General features: G+C 34.9%; 2 protein-coding genes. Both read left to right on the forward strand.

The annotated features are described in order from the left end of the window. Window positions 1-37 precede the first annotated feature (37 nt). Window positions 38-8,404, forward strand: a complete 8,367-nt coding sequence (locus tag FPV17_RS03450; protein WP_144558033.1) for a non-ribosomal peptide synthetase — start codon at window positions 38-40, stop codon at window positions 8,402-8,404. Further along, on the forward strand, window positions 8,373-22,133 hold the full coding sequence (locus tag FPV17_RS03455; protein ID WP_144558035.1) for a non-ribosomal peptide synthetase: 13,761 nt from the start codon (window positions 8,373-8,375) through the stop codon (window positions 22,131-22,133). The genes FPV17_RS03450 and FPV17_RS03455 overlap by 32 nt, the downstream gene beginning before the upstream one ends. Window positions 22,134-22,162: the final 29 nt, after the last annotated feature.

Raw genomic sequence — 22,162 nt, forward strand, 5'->3', positions numbered from 1 at the left:
TTCTCTGTACAAAAACTAGATAAGAAGGAGGGATACGGTGGATTTTATAGAGTTTAAAGACCTCCCTGAGAAAGAGAAGAAACATTATTTAGCTAAACTGCTTTTAGATAATGATAGTGAACTAGATAATAGATTTCCGATAATTAAAAATTCGTTAAAAGATCTGTATAAACCGTTTCCCCTAACCGATATACAAGAATCTTTTTTGGTAGGCAGGAAATTAGTAGACAGTGATAAAATTGGTTGTCATTTTTATTGCGAATTTGAAAAGGGAAATCTTAATGTTAACAGGTTGAAAGATGCTTGGATAAAGTTAGTTCACCATCATATGATGCTTCATACGTCAATTAAATCATCAGGTACTCAAGTTGTCTTGGATGAAGTGCCGGAGTTCGACATGCCAGTTCATGACTTTAGAATGGCTGAACATAAGGATGTTGAGGTGCATAAAACAAAGGTTAGAGACGAGCTTTCTCATAAAGTGTATAAAGCAAGTCAGTGGCCTTTGTTTGATCTCCAGTTCACCTTACTTCCCGAAGAGAATGTGCTTATTCACTTGAGTATTGATGAATGGATTGTAGATGCCGCCAGTGTAGATTTACTTTTGGACCAATGGTATCAGTTATACCATGATCCTAGTTATACATTACCAAGTTTAGATGTCTCTTTTCGTGATGTAGTCATGGCTTGGAAAGAATTCGAGGAATCGTCAGTTTTTCAACGAGATCTTACTTATTGGATGGGCAAACTTGAAAATGCGCCAGGCGGACCATCGCTTTCTATTAATAGAGCTCCGAAGCCTAGAGAAGGGTATTCATACTTTCCGCGCTACCGTTTGGCGGGAGAATTAGAAGAAGATCTATGGGATAGGCTTAAAGAAAAAGCCAAGGAACTAGAAATTTCACCAACCGTTCTTTTGGTCACTTTATTTTCTCAGACTTTAGAAGAATATAGTGAGTCGGACTCTTTTTCATTAATTCAGACTTACTTTAATCGCTTGCCACTTCATCCAAAATTGGATCAAGTGGTGGGGCCGTTTATCTCAACGAATATTTTTATCCCAAACCAAGAAACTAATGATTGGAAAAAGCAAGCTCAAGCTAACCAAAAACAAATGTGGGAGGACTTAGACCATAGTTCTGTTAGTGGTGTTCGTGCTATGCGCGAGTTACGAGTAAAATCCAAGAATAAAGCTGTTCCTAATTTTCCAGTCGTATTTACTAGTATGTTAAATAATGTTGGAAAAGCAGGTCAAGGACGTACCAACTGGTTTCACTACATGACATATAACATTACACAAACACCGCAGGTGTATTTAGATCATCAAGTATCTGAACGAAACGGAGTACTTCACTTTAATTGGGATGTTGCGGAGGGATATCTTTCCCGTCAACTAGTAGAGGACATGTTTAAAAGGTATCAAGATCGTTTGCGAGACATCGTAAAGGAGGATGAAGAAGATACTTCTTCCATGATTTTTTCTTCATTTGAGCTTACAGATTTACAACAAACCTATGTCATAGGACGCCTTCAAGATGGAAATGAACAAAGCTGTCAGATATATCAAGAGTTTCAGGTTGAACAGCTAAATGTTTCTCGTCTCCAAAAGGCATGGCAACAACTTATTGAACACCATGAAATGTTACAAGCAGTTGTTCACGAAAATGGGACACAAGAGATTTTAGACCGTGTACCGGTCTATGACATTCCAGTTCATGTTGTGCAAAGCGTTCCAGAGATGGAAGTACGAGTTCAGCAGGTACGAGAGGAATTACAGGAACAAGTTTTCCCATTAGGGAAATGGCCATTGTTCGACCTCCGTGTCACACAAGGTTCAGAGGCCTCTTATGTACATTTGTGTACCGATGCGTTGATTGCCGATGGGGCAAGTCTATCTTTACTATATCAACAGCTTATGAACCTTTATAACAATCCAAAGACCGAGCTTCTGCCACTAGAGATGTCTTACTGTGATTATTGCAATCATATACGAGAAGAGCGTCAGTCAATAAAAGGACAAAAGGCGCGTGAATATTGGGAAAGGAAAATGGACACGATTGTATCGGGTCCTCAACTATCGTCACAAATTGATGCCTCTCGTACCGTCATGCAAGGAGTGGTATCAGACTGGCAAGCCTTGAAGGAAAAGGCGACCCGACGTGACGTAAAACCAGGAACAGTTTTACTTACAGCTTTTCAAGAAGTTCTGGCTGCTTACTTTGGAGAGGCCTTCACTACTGTTGTAGTAAATTGGGACCGTCCTCCTATTCATGAACAGGTAAAGGATATTATAGGAGATTTTACGACGCTTAGTTATGTTGAATCGCGATCAACCGAACAATCATTCACACATAAAGTGCTGTTAAACGAAAAAGAAATAAAAGAAGATCTCTCACATCGCTCGGTTAGTGGAATGCATGGGCTTCGAAAACGTGCGATGAGTCAGAAGAGCGGGGGCTTTCTTTCTTTTCCTATTGTATTCACGAATCTTGTGGATGACGATAAAATAAGCCTCGCTCCTGGATGGGAGATGGGGAAAAGCTTCTCTAAGACACCAGGGGTATACCTAGATATGATCCCTGTAGAAAAAAATAACGCACTTCATTTTCATTGGGACCTAATGGAAGGGCTACTACCATTAAATGTTGTACAAGCGCTTTTTAGTCGGTACAGCGAACGATTAGCTGAGCTAGCTTCAGATGAAGAAAAATGGGAGGAACAGGCGTTGGAAAGACAAACAAGTACCTCCGGTACAATCCATGAGTGGTTTGAGCGACAAGTGACCACGTATTCACAAAATATTGCGCTCAAATGGAATCAAGAAGTGGTGACGTATCAAACGCTCAATGAACGTTCTAATCAGTTAGCTCGTTACCTACAGTCTCAAGGTGTCGGCCCCGAAGTAATGGTAGGTGTTTGTGTGGAACGCTCACTAGATATGATGGTCGGAATATTGGGGATTTTAAAGGCGGGAGGTGCGTATGTACCTCTAGATCCTGCTCAACCGAAGGACCGACTTGCCTATATCTTGGCGGATTCTGATGTTTCTCTAGTATTAACCAAGGAAACCGTTCTTTCCTCTCTACCTGAAACGAAAGCGACTCTTATTTGTCTGGACAAAGATCGTGATCTTTGGTCAACTCGACCAATTACGAATTTGCATGTGCCTATGAATATAGATAACCTAGCCTATGTTATTTATACGTCTGGTTCAACAGGAAGACCTAAGGGCGTGTTAGTGACGCATCAAAACGTCGTTCGTCTGATGCGGGAAACTGAAGAATGGTATCACTTTAATGAATCCGATACCTGGACACTGTATCATTCGTATGCGTTTGACTTTTCAGTATGGGAAATATGGGGAGCTTTATTGTATGGGGGAAAATTAATTATTGTTCCTTATAAGACAAGCCGATCTTTTGAGTCTTTCTATAGGTTATTAATAGAAGAAGGAGTGACCGTCTTAAATCAAACGCCAACGGCATTTCGTCAGCTAATGAGGATAGATGAACAGCAGGATTCCAAATCTCTTTCTTTACGATATATCATTTTTGGAGGCGAAGCGTTAGACCCACGTATCCTTGAAGGTTGGTTTGAACGTCATGGAGACCAAAGTCCTCAGCTAGTAAATATGTACGGGATTACAGAAACTACAGTACATGTCACGTATCGTCGAATGACAAAAGGAGACGTTACTTCACCGACTAGTGTTATCGGTAGTCCTATACAAGACCTGCAGGTCTATATCTTGGATGAAGATCTCCAACCAGTGCCGAGAGGTAGCGTGGGGGAAATGTATATAGGCGGAGCTGGGGTAGCAAGAGGCTATTTGAATCAAGATCAATTGACAAAAGAACGATTTATTTCAAGCCCATTTAAATCGACAGAACGTCTTTATAAAACAGGAGATCTCGCTCATTATACAGAAACTGAGGAACTAGCTTTTGCGGGCCGAAACGATAATCAAGTTAAAGTACGAGGATTTCGGATTGAATTAGGCGAAATTGAAGCGGTACTAAAAACACATCATTCCATACAAGAAGCGGTAGTAACAGTCATAAATGATAAACCACAAGAAAATAGTATTGTTGCTTATGTAGTCTTAAGAGAACCATTTACTTCAAAAGAAATCAGAAAATTCATGAGGAGAAAAGTTCCTCAATATATGGTTCCAAATATTATTACAGAAGTACAAGAAATTCCGTTGACTTTAAATGGAAAGCTAGACTATAAAGGTTTATCGAAAAAAATGATAGCAAGTGAAGGGAAAGAGAATGATGAAAAGATGAATATCAAATCAATTCTTGACAAAGTTGCTGACTGTTTTAAAGAAATTTTAAACGTTCCTGAAATTGATATAAATGCCGACATTTTTGATCTTGGGGCGACTTCACTTACAATCGTAAACGTTGCAGAAATTCTTAAAGAAAAACACAATATATCATTACCTATTGAGGTGTTACTAGAAAATTCAACTGTAAAAGAGATAGCAACATACTATTCCAAGAAAAAAAGTCCGGAATCTACACGCAAAGTAAAGGAGAAGAACGATAATAGATCACTAATAAATCACGATGTTCAAACTAATTCCACTCCATCCATAATTAATCTTAACGATGCGAATATTCATCCGAGTTATCTTACGGCTTATTCAGCAAAACAAGAATTTACAAACAAATCTGTAAAAATTGACGAACTTAATGAACTTCTAAGTCTACTTCAAGTTCAAAAAATAGGTGGAAATAACAAATATTTATATCCTTCCGCAGGAGGTAAATATCCTATCCAAACTTATGTACACATTAAAGAAAACGGAGTAACTGGTTTGGACGCTGGTGTTTATTATTACCATCCACAGCTTCATAAACTTTATATGATGTCTGAGGGCGATAATATTAAGGGAGATGCTTTTTCTTCTTATCACCGGGATATCTATAAGTCTTCTAAATTTGCTATTTTCTTTATTGCTGAAATGGCTGCAATTCAGCCTTTCTACAAAAAGTTTAGCGATAGTCTCGTTATATTAGACACAGGGTATATGAGTCAACTATTAATGAGCAACCAATTTCATTCTAATATTGGAATTAGTCCAGCTTTTGGTGTGAATTTTGATTCAATATCAAGACACTTTAATCTTAGTCACACTCATAAGTTTGTTCATTGTTTATTAGGTGGTCAAGTGGACTACGAAGAGTATACAAATAAAGAACTACTTAAAATTAATGAGACCACTTTACTTAAACATACCAATACCTCTTTAATTAATCCAAATGATATTAAGAAGTTATACGGGCAAATGGATTACCACAGGTTATCAGAAGAAGAAATTCAAGTCATGTCTAAAGAAAAGCTTCACATTAGAAAGGATATTTCCACAAGCGAACATGTTAAATTAAGGAAAATCGAATATAATGATGCTGATTATCTTGCTCGTTCTAGTCAGAGAGAATATGAAAATAAAAAAATTTCATTAGATAAAATTGGTAAACTATTATCTCTAGTAAAGAATTATGGAAACCAAGGACAAAGACTCTATTCTACTCTAGATCAAGACCCCTTACTACAAATATATATATATGTAAAAGCCAATAAGGTCGAAGGGCTTAATGAAGGGGTATATAAATATAATAAAGATACACACTGTTTAACTGTAATTAACAGCTCTCACAGCATTCCTGTTAATAAAAGTTATACACCTTTTAATAGACCACACCTTAGTGACGCAGCTTTTTGCATGTATCTTACAATGGATTTACATAATAATGTTTTTCCAAAGGTGTCTTTGCATGCTTCACTATTAGAAGCGGGGCAAGTAGGGCAATTATTAATGGATAGACAAGCTGACTTTAATATAGGGTTGGTTCCAGTCGGTGGAGTAAATTTCGATGCTTTAAGTGATTACTTTGAAATTCCCAAATCAAATTTTTTAGTCCATAGCTTTATCGGCGGATATTTTACTTCTGCACATAAAAAAACCAATTCTCTCTCAAGTTTCAAAATGAACAACATTAGCTCAGAAAAAATACAAAATGAAGAAATAACAAATACTAAAGATCATGACGTTGCTGTAATAGGTATGAGCGGAAGGTACCCACAAGCATCTGATTTAGAGACTTTATGGCAAAATCTTATTTCATCAAAAGACTGCATTGAAGAAGTTCCTAAAGAACGTTGGAATTCAAATGAATTTTATAATAGCGGTGAGAAGAATAAAAATTCTAAGAGTAAATGGGGAGGGTTCTTGGAAGATATTGATAAATTTGATTCTTTATTTTTTGCAGTACCACCCAGTGAGGCAAAGTATATGGATCCTCAAGTACGTTTGTCACTTGAAATGGTATGGCATACACTGGAGGATTCTGGATACACAGTTAGTAGGTTGAGGGAACTACAAGAAAAGGGTGAGAAAGTAGGAGTTTTTATAGGAAGCATGTACCAACATTATCACCTACTTGCAGATTCTAACGATCTTAAAGCTATGTTGTCTATTCAGTCCTATTCTGCAATAGCGAATAGAATATCACATTTTTATAATTTTCAAGGACCTAGTGTTGCAGTCGATACAGCGTGTTCTTCTTCATTAATGGCTCTTCACTTAGCAAAGGAAAGTATTCAAAGAGGCGAATGTACGACAGCTATTGTGTTAGGGGTAAATTTAAGTCTTCATGCTGGTAAATACGTATCCCTATCTGATTTAGGTTTACTAGGAAGTAGTCCACAAAGTAGGAGCTTTCACAATGGCGATGGATTTGTTCCAGGGGAGGGGATTGGAGCCGTTCTCTTAAAGTCTTTACCAACAGCAGAAAGTAGACGAGATCGTATTTACGGTGTCATTAAAGCTTCTGAAACAAATCACAGTGGAAACGCGGGTGCATATTCTTCTCCTAGCGTTACTGCACAACATAACCTAATCAGAGAAACTCTCCTCAATAATAACCTCTTACCAGAGAGTATTAGTTATATTGAATCTGCTGCTAATGGTTCTCCTATAGGAGATGCCGCAGAAATGGAGGCCTTAACAAAGGTATTTTTAGAAACTAAAAATGAAAAGCAATACCCAATAGGAACCATTAAGTCTAATATTGGACATTTAGAGGCTGCTTCAGGAATATCACAATTAACAAAAGTCATGTTGCAGTTAAAGCACAAAAAAATTGTTCCTACTCTTCAATTTGAGAAACTTAACCCGTTTATTGAATTAGAGAATAGTCCTTTCTATTTTCAGTCTGCAGTCGAGGAATGGAAAAGACCAATTATAGAAGAGGATAGTACGAAAGAATATCCTTTACGAGCAGGTATATGTTCATTTGCTGCTGGAGGTACAAATGTTTTTATGGTTGTAGAAGAATATCAGCAATCTGCACTAACACAAATAAAATCTGGAGACATTAGTGATAGACTGGTTGTTCTCTCAGCTAAGAGTGAACAGCAGCTTATACAGATAGCAAAACAACTTCAAGTCCATTTAGTTTCTAATCCAAATATACAATTAGAAAGTCTAGCTCATACTCTTCTATATGGACGGGAGCACATGGAGAATAGAATAGCTTTTATTGCAGATTCTATCACCACACTTACTCAACAATTAGAATTTTTCCTCTCGGAATCGTGGGAATCAAAAAACATTTTTAAAGGAAGTTTTGCTTCTCAGAAAAGCGATCTGGAATTATTCGAAGATGATTCTGACTATCAATCACTTCTAGATATATGGATGAAAAAAGGAAATTTAGAAAAAATAGCTACACTATGGGTTAAAGGTATTTCATTAAACTGGGAAATTTATCGTTATGTTAAGGAAGGTACAGTCATTTCACTTCCAGGTTACTCATTCTTAAGGGAGTCACATTGGATTACTGAGGATTACTCTTCTAAAGAACTTATGGACGTAGATTTCGATAAATCTAAAGAAGTCATTTCAGTAATTGAAAAAAACAATACGCTTAATTCTATTCATAAAGGAGAAGAATTCCCTAAAAAAAATCTCCAAGAAATAGTGACAAATGAGGTATGTAAGCTATTAGAAATAAGTAAAGAAAAACTTGATTTTAATAGACCTTTAATGCAGTACGGGTTTAATTCTTTATATGCTATGAAGCTAGTTAACGTACTTAAAGAATCTAATATTAATGTAACGGTTAAAGAGCTTTTTGAAAAATCTACTTTAGACAATATTGTTAATTCGTTACCTCAACAAAAATTTGAAGATGATTTGGTTATTGCTTATAAAGAATCGGCAGCTGTTTCAGAAAGAGAGTCGCTGGAAGACAGAATTATTTATACGTTAACTTCTGAAGTCGCAAAAGGTACATTTACTGCAGAAGAGGCAGCAGAAATTGACCGTAAAATCTTTAATAGTGATTGGAGAGAAGACAATGAAATATCCAAGTCGCGAAGGAATATATAAAAAAGTTGAGCATAATGAGATGGAAATAGGTACTGCTATTAAGCATTTAAATACTAAATTTCCCTCTGCTTCTAATGCGGAAAGTAGTCAACTAGCAAATTTTGATCTGTCTAAAGGGCAACAAGCCCTTTGGACTGTTTATAAATTATTTCCTAATGCCACAGCTTATAATATCCCAATGGCATATCAATTAAATTTAGATTTTGATGCAGAGGCATTTTTTCATGCTTTACAGTCAGTAGTAAATAAGCACCCTTCATTACGAACTATATTCAAGGATGATGGTGATAACTCGAGTGTTCAGCAGTATATCCAAGAATCTCTGGAGGTTCCAGTTCATCATGTGACTATAAATGATGATAGTAACGAAGCTTTAATGAATAATATGAAAAGAGAGGCATATAAACCTTTCATTTTAGAAGAAGGTCCATTAATTAATGCTTCCGTATACTATGTTGAAAAAAAACCAGCAGCAATATTAATCAATATTCACCACATTATTTTTGATGGAATGTCCATGCAAATTTTAATGAAAGACCTACAAGACTTCTATGTACAATGGAAAGCCAATAATGAAATACCACAATTTCAAAAAGAATCAAAGTCCTTTAAAGATTTTGTGATTTGGGAGGATGGTTTAATAGGTAGCGATAATGGAAAGAGTTCAAAGGAATACTGGTTAAATTCTTTAAAAGAGACTTTACCCCAAGTCGATCTTCCATTTACTAAGAACGAAAAAGAGACTATAAAATTTAAGGGAGCTAATTATTCTATACCGATTGAAAAAGACTTGCTAGAAGACCTTAAAGACTTTTCTTTTGGTCATTCTCACTCCTTATACAGCATAATGTTGTCTGCATATTCATTATTATTAAAAAAGTATACAGAGGAAACCATTGTAATTGGTATCCCAATGGCAAATAGAGTAAAAGCAAAATTTGAAGACGTAATAGGATTATTCATGAATATGACTATATTGGAGAATAGAGTGGAGAATGAGGATACATTTCTTTCATTAGTAAAGAGAAATGAGTCTAAGTTATATGAAGTTATGGAGCATTGTTCTTATCCGTTACATCAGTTATCGATTGATGCAAATAAATCCAAGTTATTTAACACTGCTTTTTATTATCAAAATTGGGTTGGAGATATAGAAAAAATTAATACAAAAGAAAATTCTTTTTTAGGAGAACCAATTTTAGATATCCATCAACAAGGAGAGTTTGACTTAACGTTAGAGATAATTGAATCGGATGAGAAAAGTAGTATTTGTTTTAAATATAACCCTTCAGTATACGATAGATTGATTATTGAGAAATTAGCTCAACATTATATAAATTTACTTAAGAACGTTCTTGTTAGTCCAGATCATAAACTGTCTTCTTTTCAGGTTTTAACACAAGAAGAAATAACAAACACTATATATAAATGGAATGATAATGAATTCAATTATGATTCTAATTGTTGTACACATGAGTTATTTGAAGAGATGGCTCTCTTACACCCTAATGCCAAAGCTATTTCTGTTGGAGAAGCAACTATGACATATAGTGAACTTGATAATTATTCCAATCGATTGGCCAACCATTTAAATAGACTTGGAGTTAAACAGGGTGACCTAATTGGTGTCTATTTGACCAGAAATCCTAAACTACTTGCCTCATTGTTTGCCATACATAAAGCAGGAGCTGCATATGTTCCTCTAGATCCCATTTATCCAAAAGATCGTTTGGAGTATATGATAAATCACAGTGAATTAAAATATGTTATTACTGAGTCGCAATTATCAAAAGATCTAAGTATAGATGGAATAACGCAAATAAAATTGGATTCGAGTAGTATAGACATTGATACTGAGAGTGCGATTGTCTTAAATAAATATTCAATTGCAATGGAGGATACAGCCTATGTTATATATACTTCAGGATCAACTGGTCAACCAAAAGGTGTAGAAGTTTTACATAAAGGCTTGTCAAATTTTCTGTCCTATATGAGAAAGAAGCTTGACATCCATCCAAGTGAGAAATTCTATTCTTTGACTACCATATGCTTTGATATCGTAGGCTTAGAATTATTTTTACCTTTAATAAGTGGAGCTTCTGTAGAGGTAGGTACAGATGAGGATATTAGAGATGGTTTAGCTATAAAGAAGATAGTTGAAGAAAAAAATATTGATGTAATGCAAGGGACGCCATCTAATTGGCGAATGATTAAAGAGTCAGGATGGATACCAAAATCTCACATGAAGTTACTTGTGGGTGGGGAAAGAGTAGATGAAGATATTAAGCAATTCTTAACTCAACAAAATTCGAAAGTATGGAACGTCTACGGACCTACAGAGACAACAATCTGGTCTACCATTAGCTCTCTTACAAATCATAGTCCTATCACTATAGGTCGTCCAATAGGCAATACCAAAGTCTATATATTGAATTCTAGCTTAATTCCAGTTCCAAACGGAGCGGTAGGTGAGCTATATATTGCAGGAGACGGCTTAGCAAAAGGATACTATAAAAATAATGAGTTAACACAAAAGAATTTCATCCCAAATCCAATGATCCCTAATTCGATTATGTATAAAACGGGTGATTTAGTACGCTATTTAAAAAATGGTGAGATTGAATACATCGGTAGAAGCGATCAACAAGTTAAGCTAAGAGGATTTCGTATGGAATTAGGTGAAATAGAAACATTAATAAAATTAAATTCAAACATAAACGAAGCTGTTGTCGTATTAAGAAATAACAAACAAAATGTACCTCAACTAGTAGGATTTATAAAGCAGGAAAAGATCGGATATAAAGAGTTTGTAGAACAACTACTACAAAGTCTATCCTCCAAGTTACCTGAATATATGATTCCTTCAAAAATTATTACAGTTAGTCAATTCCCTCTTACTCTGAATCAAAAAATTGATCGAAAACTATTAAGAGATTTAGATGAAGACACTATCAGATCGACTTTCGAGATAAATACAGATTTAGAGAATTTAACATCTGAGGCTCCAGAGGTTATTACAGACAGTTATCTTCAAAAGGCTATGGAAAATTCATTAGTTGAAATAATCTCTTCTACGAACAATATAGAGCGGCTTGATGTAGATACTTCACTGAACATAGGTGAATATGGTTTTGACTCTATATCATATACAAAATTGGCTAAGATAATTTCTGAAAAATATGAGATAGATATAAAACCAAATATCTTTTATCAGTATTCAACTATTGAATCTTTAGCTCAGCACTTTGTCAGTCACTATCAAGAGAAGCTAGAAGCCCCATTATCGCTATTACTTAAAAGTGAGGCAAGAATAGGGTCAAATAGTAAATTAAAAATGAAAATAAGTAAAAATGCGCCGACTTTTACAGATGAACCAATTGCCATTGTAGGAATGTGGGGGAAAATGCCTAAGAGTCACGACCTTGATGAGTTTTGGGATTCACTTATTAAAGATAAAGATTTGATCGAGGTAGTACCCGCTTCAAGATGGGATTGGAGAGTGTACGAAGGAAATCCATTAAAAGAAGAAAATAAAATTAGTTCGAAGTGGGGAGGATTTATACCCGACATTGATAAATTTGATCACACTTTTTTTGGGATTTCTCCTTATGAGGCCAATTCAATGGACCCACAACAAAAACTAATTTTAGAAAGCGTATGGAAAACAATTGAAAATGCAGGTCATAAACCATCAGATCTTTCGGGCTCTGCTACTGGTGTCTTCATAGGTTCCAGTGGTTCTGATTTTATGGGTAATATCGGAACCGAAATAGGAAACTACACCTTAACTGGGATCGCACGAAGTGTTTTAGCTAATAGGGTCTCCTATTTATTAAATTTAAGTGGTCCTAGCGAACCCGTTGATACTGCCTGCTCTAGTGGCTTAGTAGCTATACATAGAGCTATTACAGCGATCCGGAACGGAGAGTGTGAGCAAGCAATTGCAGGAGCAGTTAATGTAATCACAAGTCCATTTGCAAGTATAGCAGCTAGTAAAGTAGGTATGTTAAGTGTAGATGGTAGATGTAAAGCTTTTGACTCTAGCGCTAATGGTTATGTTAGGGGTGAAGGGGTAGCAACTGTACTTTTAAAACCACTTTCAAAGGCTTTGGAAGACCATGACTATGTTTACGGTGTTGTCAGAGGTTCTGCGGTTAACCATGGAGGAAAAGCTAATTCTTTTACTGCGCCAAACCCTAATGCGCAAGCTGATTTATTACTAAAAGCTTATCAAAAAGCAGGTGTTAATCCGTCTACTGTTTCATACATTGAAGCACATGGAACTGGTACAGAGCTTGGAGATCCTATCGAAACAGATGGGTTAAGATCTGCTTTCAATCTGTTGTATAAAGAATGGGGTATTGAAGGCTCTAATCAACCGCACTGCGGAATTGGATCAGTAAAGAGTAACATAGGGCATTTAGAAGCGGCAGCTGGAATGGCTGGTTTCATTAAGATCTTATTAAGTATGCAAAATGAGATGTTGACATCTAATATTCACTTAAAGGAGAAAAATCCTTATATTAATTTAGACCAGAGCCCATTTTATTTAGTAGGTAAAAAAGAAAAATGGGATGCACTAAAAGACGATAATCAAAATGATGTTCCACGTATTGCCGGAGTAAGTTCTTTCGGTTTCGGAGGAAGCAACGCACATATTGTTCTTGAGGAGTACGAGCATAAATTGAAACTTAATAATGACGAAAATTCATATATTGTACCAATTTCTGCTCAAAATGAAGATGAGTTAAGAGTTGTAGCTAGTGACTTAAGGAATTTTTTAACGAATGAAAAACCTGCTAAACAAAAGACTCTCTATACTATTAGAAATATATCGTATACCCTTACGGTTGGTAGGCAAAGTATGAAGTCAAGGTTTTCTACCGTTGTATCCACTGTGGAAGAGTTAGTAGATCGTTTGGATCAATTTTTAGAATCAAAAGATAACGATTTATTTTTCACTTATACTCTGAAAAAAAGAGAGTCCCATACAGGTCTACTAAAGAAGCAAGAAATAGACGATTTGGTATCAGAGAAGAAACTAGAAAAGATAGCTTATCAGTGGACAAAAGGTAACTTTAATTTGAACATTCTTTATAAAGTAGAAGAAAACAAATCATTTCAGAGACTTCCATTGCCAGCTTATGCTTTGATGGGGGAACCATATTCTTTAGTACGAAGTAATCAAAAAAATGAGAGTGTAGAACGTCATGATGCAAAGCATCCAATGTTAAATCAATATGAATTATTAACTGAGAATGTTTATTCACTTTCTCTTACTGGAGATGAATACTTTATAAGAGATCATGTTGTTAATCTCCAAAAAGTTATGCCTGGAGTAGCTTATTTAGAGACGTCCTTAGCAGCTTATAAGAATATATCTCCCCAAAATAAAGTTAACTTAATTAAGAACATTGTTTGGTCAAAGCCCCTTATTTTTAAGGGAGAAAGTCATCAAAATTTAGAAATTCATTTTGATGAAAATAAACAAGCAGATTTTTCTTATATTTTCAAGTCACAAGAAGATATTCTTACAAGTGGAAAACTCGCTTATAAAGAGAATTTAGAAAAACACCCTCCTTTAGATCTAGCGGCTATTGAAGAGCGTTGTACACATAAGAAGAATGGTGATGACTGTTATCAATTATTTAAAGAAAATGATTTTGACTACGGTCCCTCATTCCAGGTAATTGAAAACATAAATCATAGTGATACTGACTCATTAGCGCTTATTAATTTGCCAGCTGATAATAAACAAATAAAAGGTTATACGCTACACCCTTCTATAATGGATGGGGCTCTACAAACCATTATTTTATTGTTAGGGGAAAGAGATAACCAGGAGTTACTTCTGCCTTTTGCAATAGAAGAAGTACAAATACACCAATCACTCTTAGAGAAATGTTATGTCTATGGAGTCTTAAGAAAAGATACAGGTATGGTTCGTAAATATGATATTTATCTAACAGACTTATCTGGGAATATATTAGTGTATATCAAAAATTACTCACTACGTATGCTTAAAAAACCGGAGAAAGATAAAGTACAACCAATCCATTACTATCAGCCAACTTGGATAAAAAGTATCGGAGAGACGAAACAAGATGCTTACACAAAAAATGAGATAGAAATTGTCTTTGATAATAATCCATCTCGATATTCTGAATGGATAAGCAAGGATAACGTTATATTAGTTAAATGGGGGGATAATTTTAATCAAGAAGATTCAATGATTTATTCTATTGACCCTATGAATTATAAGGACTATGAACTTCTAATAGAAAATATAAAAAAAGAACTTTCGTATATACCTGAGAAGATAAGTATTTTTTGGGCGTTGTCTTCAGCGGGTTTTACACTTGATCAAAAATTGACTTATAGTGCTGAGGGGGTATTTTTACTAGCCAAAACAATTATAAGTCGAGGGGTTAAACGCGCTGATATTTCATATGTTTATGATTGCGAATCTAGTGATCAAAGCGTTTTATTTGATCAGGCATTGAGTGGGTTAGCAAAAACCATCAATATTGAGCAACCAGGAGTCAGTGTTAGGTGCATAGGAATCGAGAGTATTACTGAAAATGCAAATAAATTATATGCATTAATACAAAAAGAAAGAGCACTTAAATCTAAAGAGGTTCGATATATAAATGGCGAGCGGTATATAAGTTCTATTGTAAAGGTTAAAAATCAGAAACCTCTTAACAATGATTCATTATTTATTGATGATGGTGTATATGTTATTTCTGGCGGTACAGGAGTGATAGGGTTATTCTTGGCAGAAAATATAGCTCAACAAGCCAAACGTCCAAATTTATTTTTATTAGGTAGATCAGAACTATCTTTAGAGCTTAAAGAGAGACTCGAGTATCTAGAAAAATTAGGTGCGAACATAAATTATCTACAAATTGATGTATCAAAAAGCGAAGAGGTTCAACGTGCTTTTGAGATTATAAAGGATAAGCATGAGCAAATAACTAGTGTTTATCATGCTGCGGGCATGATAAAAGATTCTTTTATTTTGAACAAGCCTTTGAAAAACTTTAGACAAGTCATAAAACCAAAAGTGTTCGGTGTTATAAATTTAGAGAAAGCAATCAAAGCTTTTAATGTAGAGTATTTTATTCTTTTTTCCTCAATTACAAGTATTACAGGGAACATAGGTCAGAGTGATTATGCATATGCAAACAGTTTCCTTAACGAGTTCGCTGAATGGATGGAAAATAGGAAGGATACCACAGTAAAGACAATCTCAATTAGTTGGCCATTATGGAAAAATGGAGGCATGAAAGTTGATAACACTATAACTGAGATGATGGAGAAAGAATGGGGCATTTTACCTTTAAGTGACGAACATGCATTAAATACGATTAACATTGCAACTAAACAAAATATGAATCACATAATACCAATGGAGGGCGATGCAATGAAAATTGAAAAATCTTTGCAAATAGAAGAGGTTAAAGAGGATAAAAAGAATGAAACTCCTGACATAAATCATGAACCAGTGTTTAATCAACAAGAATTACAAAAATTAACGGTAGATTATTTAAAAGAAATTATTTCTAATGCTACAGAAGTACCGAAATTTAAAATAGATGAAGAAGAACCTTTTGAAGTGTACGGTATTGACTCTGTCATGATCCTAAAGCTTAATTCAGAGCTTGAATCATTATTTGGTGATATTTCAAAAACACTATTTTTTGAGTATCAAAATACTGCTGATCTTGCTAATTATTTTATTGAAGATCACAGTACTCAATTAGTTGAACTTTTAGGTCTCAATAACAGTAGTGAGAAAGTGAGTGAACAGATAGAAAGAGCTGAACAAGAAGGCCACTCTAGAGACAATAAGACTACTGATGTAATACAAACAAAAAAGACAGAGAATCTAGAAAGCGAGCAAATAGAAAAACCTAAAGAGCATGTAGAAAATAAGAGTTCTTCTAGTTTTAATCATCAAACACTCGATGATGATATTGCTATCATTGGGATTGACGGTCAGTACCCAATGGCAAAGAATTTAGATGAGTTTTGGGAGAATTTAAAAGAAGGAAAAGATTGTATCACTGAGATACCAAGCGATAGATGGGATTACAAAAAATATTACACTGAACTAAAAGGGGAGAGAGGAAAAACATATTCAAAGTGGGGAGGTTTTTTAGAAGATATAGACAAGTTCGACCCGTTATTTTTTAATATTTCACCTTTAGAAGCCCAAATGCTCGATCCTCAAGAAAGATTATTTATTCAGACGGTCTGGCATACAATTGAAGATGCGGGATATACACGAAAAAAATTAGTGAATAAAAATGTTGGTGTATATGTAGGCGCGATGTGGGGACAGTATCAATTATATGGTGGAGAAATTGAAGAAGGTGTTGTAGTAACACCAACTTCTTCTTATGCGTCCATCGCAAATAGAGTATCGTATTTCTTTGACTTTAATGGTCCTAGTCTCACTCTAGATACAATGTGTTCATCATCTCTAACTACTATTCACTTAGCATGCGAAAGTATTCGAAATGGTGAAATAGATATGGCTATTGCTGGTGGTGTTAATCTAACAGTGCATCCTAATAAACATATTTTCCTCAGCCAAACCAAATTTGCTTCTTCAGATGGATTATGCAGAAGTTTTGGGGAGGGTGGCGATGGTTACGTTCCAGGTGAAGGAGTGGGCGCTGTTTTACTAAAGCCTTTAAAAAAAGCTATTGAAGACAACGATCAAATTTATTCAGTTATTAAAGGATCTGTAGTCAATCACGGTGGCAAAACGAATGGCTATACAGTTCCTAATCCTAAAGCACAGGAGAGTCTCATAGAAAAAGCATTAATTAAATCTGGTGTTGATCCGAGAACAATTAGTTATATTGAAGCCCATGGAACAGGGACAGCTTTAGGGGATCCTATAGAGATAAATGGTATTAGTAAAGCTTTTGGTAAATACACAAACGATAAAAATTATTGTGCAATTGGTTCTGTAAAATCAAATATTGGGCACTGTGAATCTGCTGCAGGAATTGCTGGTATTACAAAAATGATTCTTCAATTAAAACACAAGCAATTAGTTCCATCTATTCACTCTGAGGTTCTGAACCCTAATATTAATTTTAAGGAAACACCATTTAGCGTTCAACAAAAATTAGAGGACTGGATCCAGCCTGTGGTTACTGTGGATAATTTAGAAGTATCGGTTCCTAGAAGAGCAGGGATTAGTTCGTTTGGAGCCGGCGGGGCCAATGCTCACATTATTCTAGAAGAATATGTACCAAGCATTGTAGAAATTGAGGAGGAACCATCGCGACAGCTATTAGTTCTCTCAGCACGGAATAAAGAACAACTTAACGAATATGCGAAAGAAATGGTTGATTTTTTATCACAGCAACAAAATCCGATTAGACTTTTCCAGTTTTCTGAAGAAAATGATTCAAAAGGACAGGCTATTCTTAACATTAAAAATGCGATATTTGAGGAATTATCGAATGTTTTAACAGTCTCACAGTCAGACTTAGACATTTACAGCTCTTTTAATGAATATGGGATGGACCATTTCGAACTAAAGGCTTTAAGCAAAACACTCAAAGCAAAGTACAATCTTAATTTAGATATTAATATAGAAGACAATATTTCTTCCATATTAGAACAAGTAAATCCGCCTAAGACTATGTCACGTAAAAACTCTTCTTCTAAGGTCTTATTTTCTGATTTAGCTTACACTTTACAAAGTGGTCGTGAAGAGATGGAAGAAAGGCTAGCTATTGTGGCATCTTCTGAAGACGAGGCAATAGAAAAATTATTAGAGTACTATAAGGGGAATAAAAATAGTACTGACTTCCATCAAAATAATATTAATCAATCCATTGGAGAAACAGGATTTTTATTTTCTGGAAAAGAAGGTATGAACTTCATTAAGGATTTAATTCTAAATAAAAAACTAGATAAATTAGCACATCTTTGGGTGTCAGGTATTCAGATTGATTGGGATTTACTGAATGGGAAATTACCAAAAAAGAAGGTGACAGCACCAAAATACCCTTTTGCTAAAGAAAGGTGCTGGGTAACAGATGACTTCCCATTAATAAAAGGTAATACCAATATTCATCCATTTGTTCATGAAATTGATGCGAATCAAAGTTTAATAAAAGGTGGGGTCGTTTACAAAACATCGTTATCAGACGGTATTAAAGAAAAGATAACCAACCGTTACAGTTTTAAAGTATTAATATTAGAAACAATTAAAGCTTCTCTTGAACATGTTAACGAAAACGTTGCAATACAAGATCTAGAGTTATTTCAACCCAACATAGTAAGTAGTGAAGACAACTATCTTTACATTCATCTAGAAAGAAAGGATGGACTAACGAAATTCAATATAAGTCTATATAAAGAGGAAAAGACACTTGCTAGAGGTATTGCTAAGTACGATGGACAATTGCTTGCTGATAATCCCATTGCTATTTCTAATCTGTTCGATAGAACAAAAGATGGGATTACAGAAACTTACTCTAAAGACGGTTTAAAAATTGAAAGTAAATACACCGATCGAGAAATGGTAATAGAATGGAAAATTGATAATAAATCTCAAGATTATTACTATGACTCTACTGTCGTATCTGAGGTACTGAAAATTATCGAGAATTGTTTTGGTATGAATATAGAGGAAGGATTAAGAAACATAAATGCAATATCCTCCTTCCGTGATCTAGGAACCAAGGGCCTAATATACGTTCAAAAAGAGCGAGATCAAATTGTCAATATCACATTCATTAACGACAATGGTGATATTTGTTCGAAGTTTGATAAATGTTCGTATAAAGACAACAACAACCTAGTACTCGAAAGATTTTTCTACAAACCTACCTGGAAAGAAATTGAATTAGAATCTGAAGTTAAACCAGTCCAAGAGAATAAAAAGGTTCTCATTATTGAACATGAAAACAGTTTTAATGACTTAGTAAAAGAACTAAAAAAGAACCATTTAAACGATTTAGTTTATACAGCTAGACCTTCAGATAAAACTGAACTTTTAACAGATAATAGTTGGGAGATGGAACCTACATTAGAAGGAATTACTCACTTATTAACTAAGACAGAGGATATTAATGTGATTTACTTCTTGGGGGGATTGTCTTCAAACCTTGAAACAGATAGCAAAGATATCAGTACTTTTGAAGAGTCTCAAGATAAGGGAGTCATTCAACTTTATAGGGTTGTTAAAGCATTGGAAATGGTTCTTCCTGATAAAGCAGTGGAATTAAAAGTCATTACTAATAATGTTCATGCTATTACTGAGGGAGAGGCTATCTACCCTTATAGTGCCTCCTTGATTGGTTTTTCTAAATCACTAGCCAAAGAGTACAAAAGTATTACAGTAAGTTGTATGGATATTGCCTTAGAGAGTGGTCATGAAGAAAATGCAAATTTTATTACTAGAGAAGACACATCTACTAGAGTAAAGGAGGTTGCATTCCGTAAAGGTACTCGATATGAAAGAAGCCTAATTCCAGAAAATATAATTCACAGTTCAACATCAGCTTATAAGGAAAATGGAGTTTACTTTATTGTAGGTGGGTTAGGAAACGTAGGACACAAGTTATCTATGTACTTAGCTGAAAATTATAAAGCTAGATTAGTACTAACGGGAAGGTCCACCTTAAATGATAAACTACGTAAAAAAATTAATGCAATTGAGGAACTGGGTGGAGAAGTTCTATACGTTCAAGTAGATTTAATGGATCATAAAAAGATGGAAATCGCTGTAGAACAAGCAACTCTTCAATTTGGAAAGATAGATGGTGCAATACATTCAGCAATGAACTTTGAATACAAAACTATCTCAGATACTACTGAAGAATTACTTAGAGAAGAACTCGGTTCTAAAACAATTGGTAGTTTGATACTCTTTAACGTACTTAAAGATCAAAATTTAGACTTTTTACTATTTTTCTCATCAGGAGAATCATTTACAGGAAATGTCGGTTGGTCTAGTTATGCTGCTGGATGCACCTTTAAAGATGCATACGCATCTCACATTTCATCACTTGTTAGTTTTCCTGTTCAAATAATAAATTGGGGTTTTTGGGATAATGAGCAAGATGAATTCACGGGTATGCTTAGGTCTAAGGGTATACACCCTATTCAGACAGGCATAGGTATGAATGCATTAGAAAGGGTACTTATTAATAAAACTAAGCAAATTATGGCCTTGAATGTAGAGGATAAAGTTTTGAGCCTAATGGGTGTGGAGCTACCGAAGAGTGAAGATAAATTAAGTGAAAAAAGCTTGGAGACAGTGATCACTCCTAAAAAACCTACAGTTAATAATGCAGTAGAGTTTGACTTAGACACATTACAGAAGAAAGTAGAATCTTTTGTTAAAGGTATATTTTCTAAGGTATTAAAGTTAGACGTGGAGAAGATAGATAGTAACAAGGAATTTAGTTATTATGGTGTTGATTCTTTAATTGTTACTGATATTCATCAAGCTTTTGAAGAGGAGTTGAATGAGAAATTACTAGTAACACTGCTATTAGAAAATACAACTGTTGCCGATGTTACAGAGTACTTACTAGAGAATAACAAAGAGGAGATTGTCGGACATTTTGGAGGGGGTGTTACTGAAAAACAGCCTAATCTACCAAAATCTACATCAGAAAATGAAAAAAGCGAAAGTCAGGTAACTAAAGAAGTAGAAGCGCCTATTGAAGCTACAGGTGCCACAAACATTTCTACAAGCAATTTAGATGACCATAAAATTGAAATACTCAGCGTGACTGCTCGAAGCAAGGTTAATGACATGCTCACTGAATATGGAGATAAATATACAAGTGGAACTTTAAAAGCTATTAAAGAAAATGTTATTAATAAATCTGATATGAATTATGATCCTAGTAATATGTATCATATGATGGTCAATACTTCATTTAATAAGAAAATTGAGGTCTTTAGCATTGGAGAAGGTATACCAATTCTTTTGGTGCCAGCTATAGGTTTAACAGCGCCAATTTGGACAAATCAATTAGAGGAGTGGTCCGATAAATATCAATTGATAGTTATCCATCACCCTGGCTATGGTATTAGTGAAGTACCAAAACAAATTACAAATGAAGTAGTAGCAACAATTTTTAAAGAAGTAATACAAACTCTAAATATTAATAGAAAAATCCATATCATTGGATCATGTTTTGGTGGGGTCGTCTCACAGTATTTCGCGAAGGAATATCCAGAATTAGTTGCTTCTTTAACTTTGTCAGGAAGCTTCTATAGAAACTTTGGTTTACCTGATGTTCAAATGGAAGACCTGACAATTGAACAGATGATTGAAGGAGCGAGCATGATTTCACAGGGGGTAAATCGTGACTTTGATGTAGTAGTAGAAAATACAGTGGAGGATAGTCGCCTCTCATTTATTGAGCATGCTCGAGAGCTCATAAATAAAAGTCAGTGTGTCGATCCACTTGTAGTCATGCGTTATGTTACACAAATCCTAACTTTATCTGGTAAAGAGTGGTTAGCTGATATTAAAGCTCCAACGCTTTGTATAGCAGGAGATTTTGATACAATTGTAGATCCTAACATCTCTCAAGAGATAAGCGAGTTGGTATCTAACGGAACTTATTTGGAAATTGAGGGAGCGGGACACTATCCATATCTCACTCATACAAAAGATTTTGATAAGCGAGTATTACCTTTTATTGAAAAACAAGAAAATATGATCTTAGTATAATTAGTAAACCCAGCCTAATTTAAATGGGC

The organism is Shouchella miscanthi, from assembly GCF_007725405.1.
In the GTDB taxonomy this organism is placed as follows: domain Bacteria; phylum Bacillota; class Bacilli; order Bacillales; family Bacillaceae_D; genus Shouchella; species Shouchella hunanensis.

Bases quoted from the DNA above. Each gene is read 5' to 3' on its own strand.
- FPV17_RS03455 (WP_144558035.1), top strand. From the start codon at position 8,373: ATGAAATATCCAAGTCGCGAAGGAATATATAAAAAAGTTGAGCATAAT.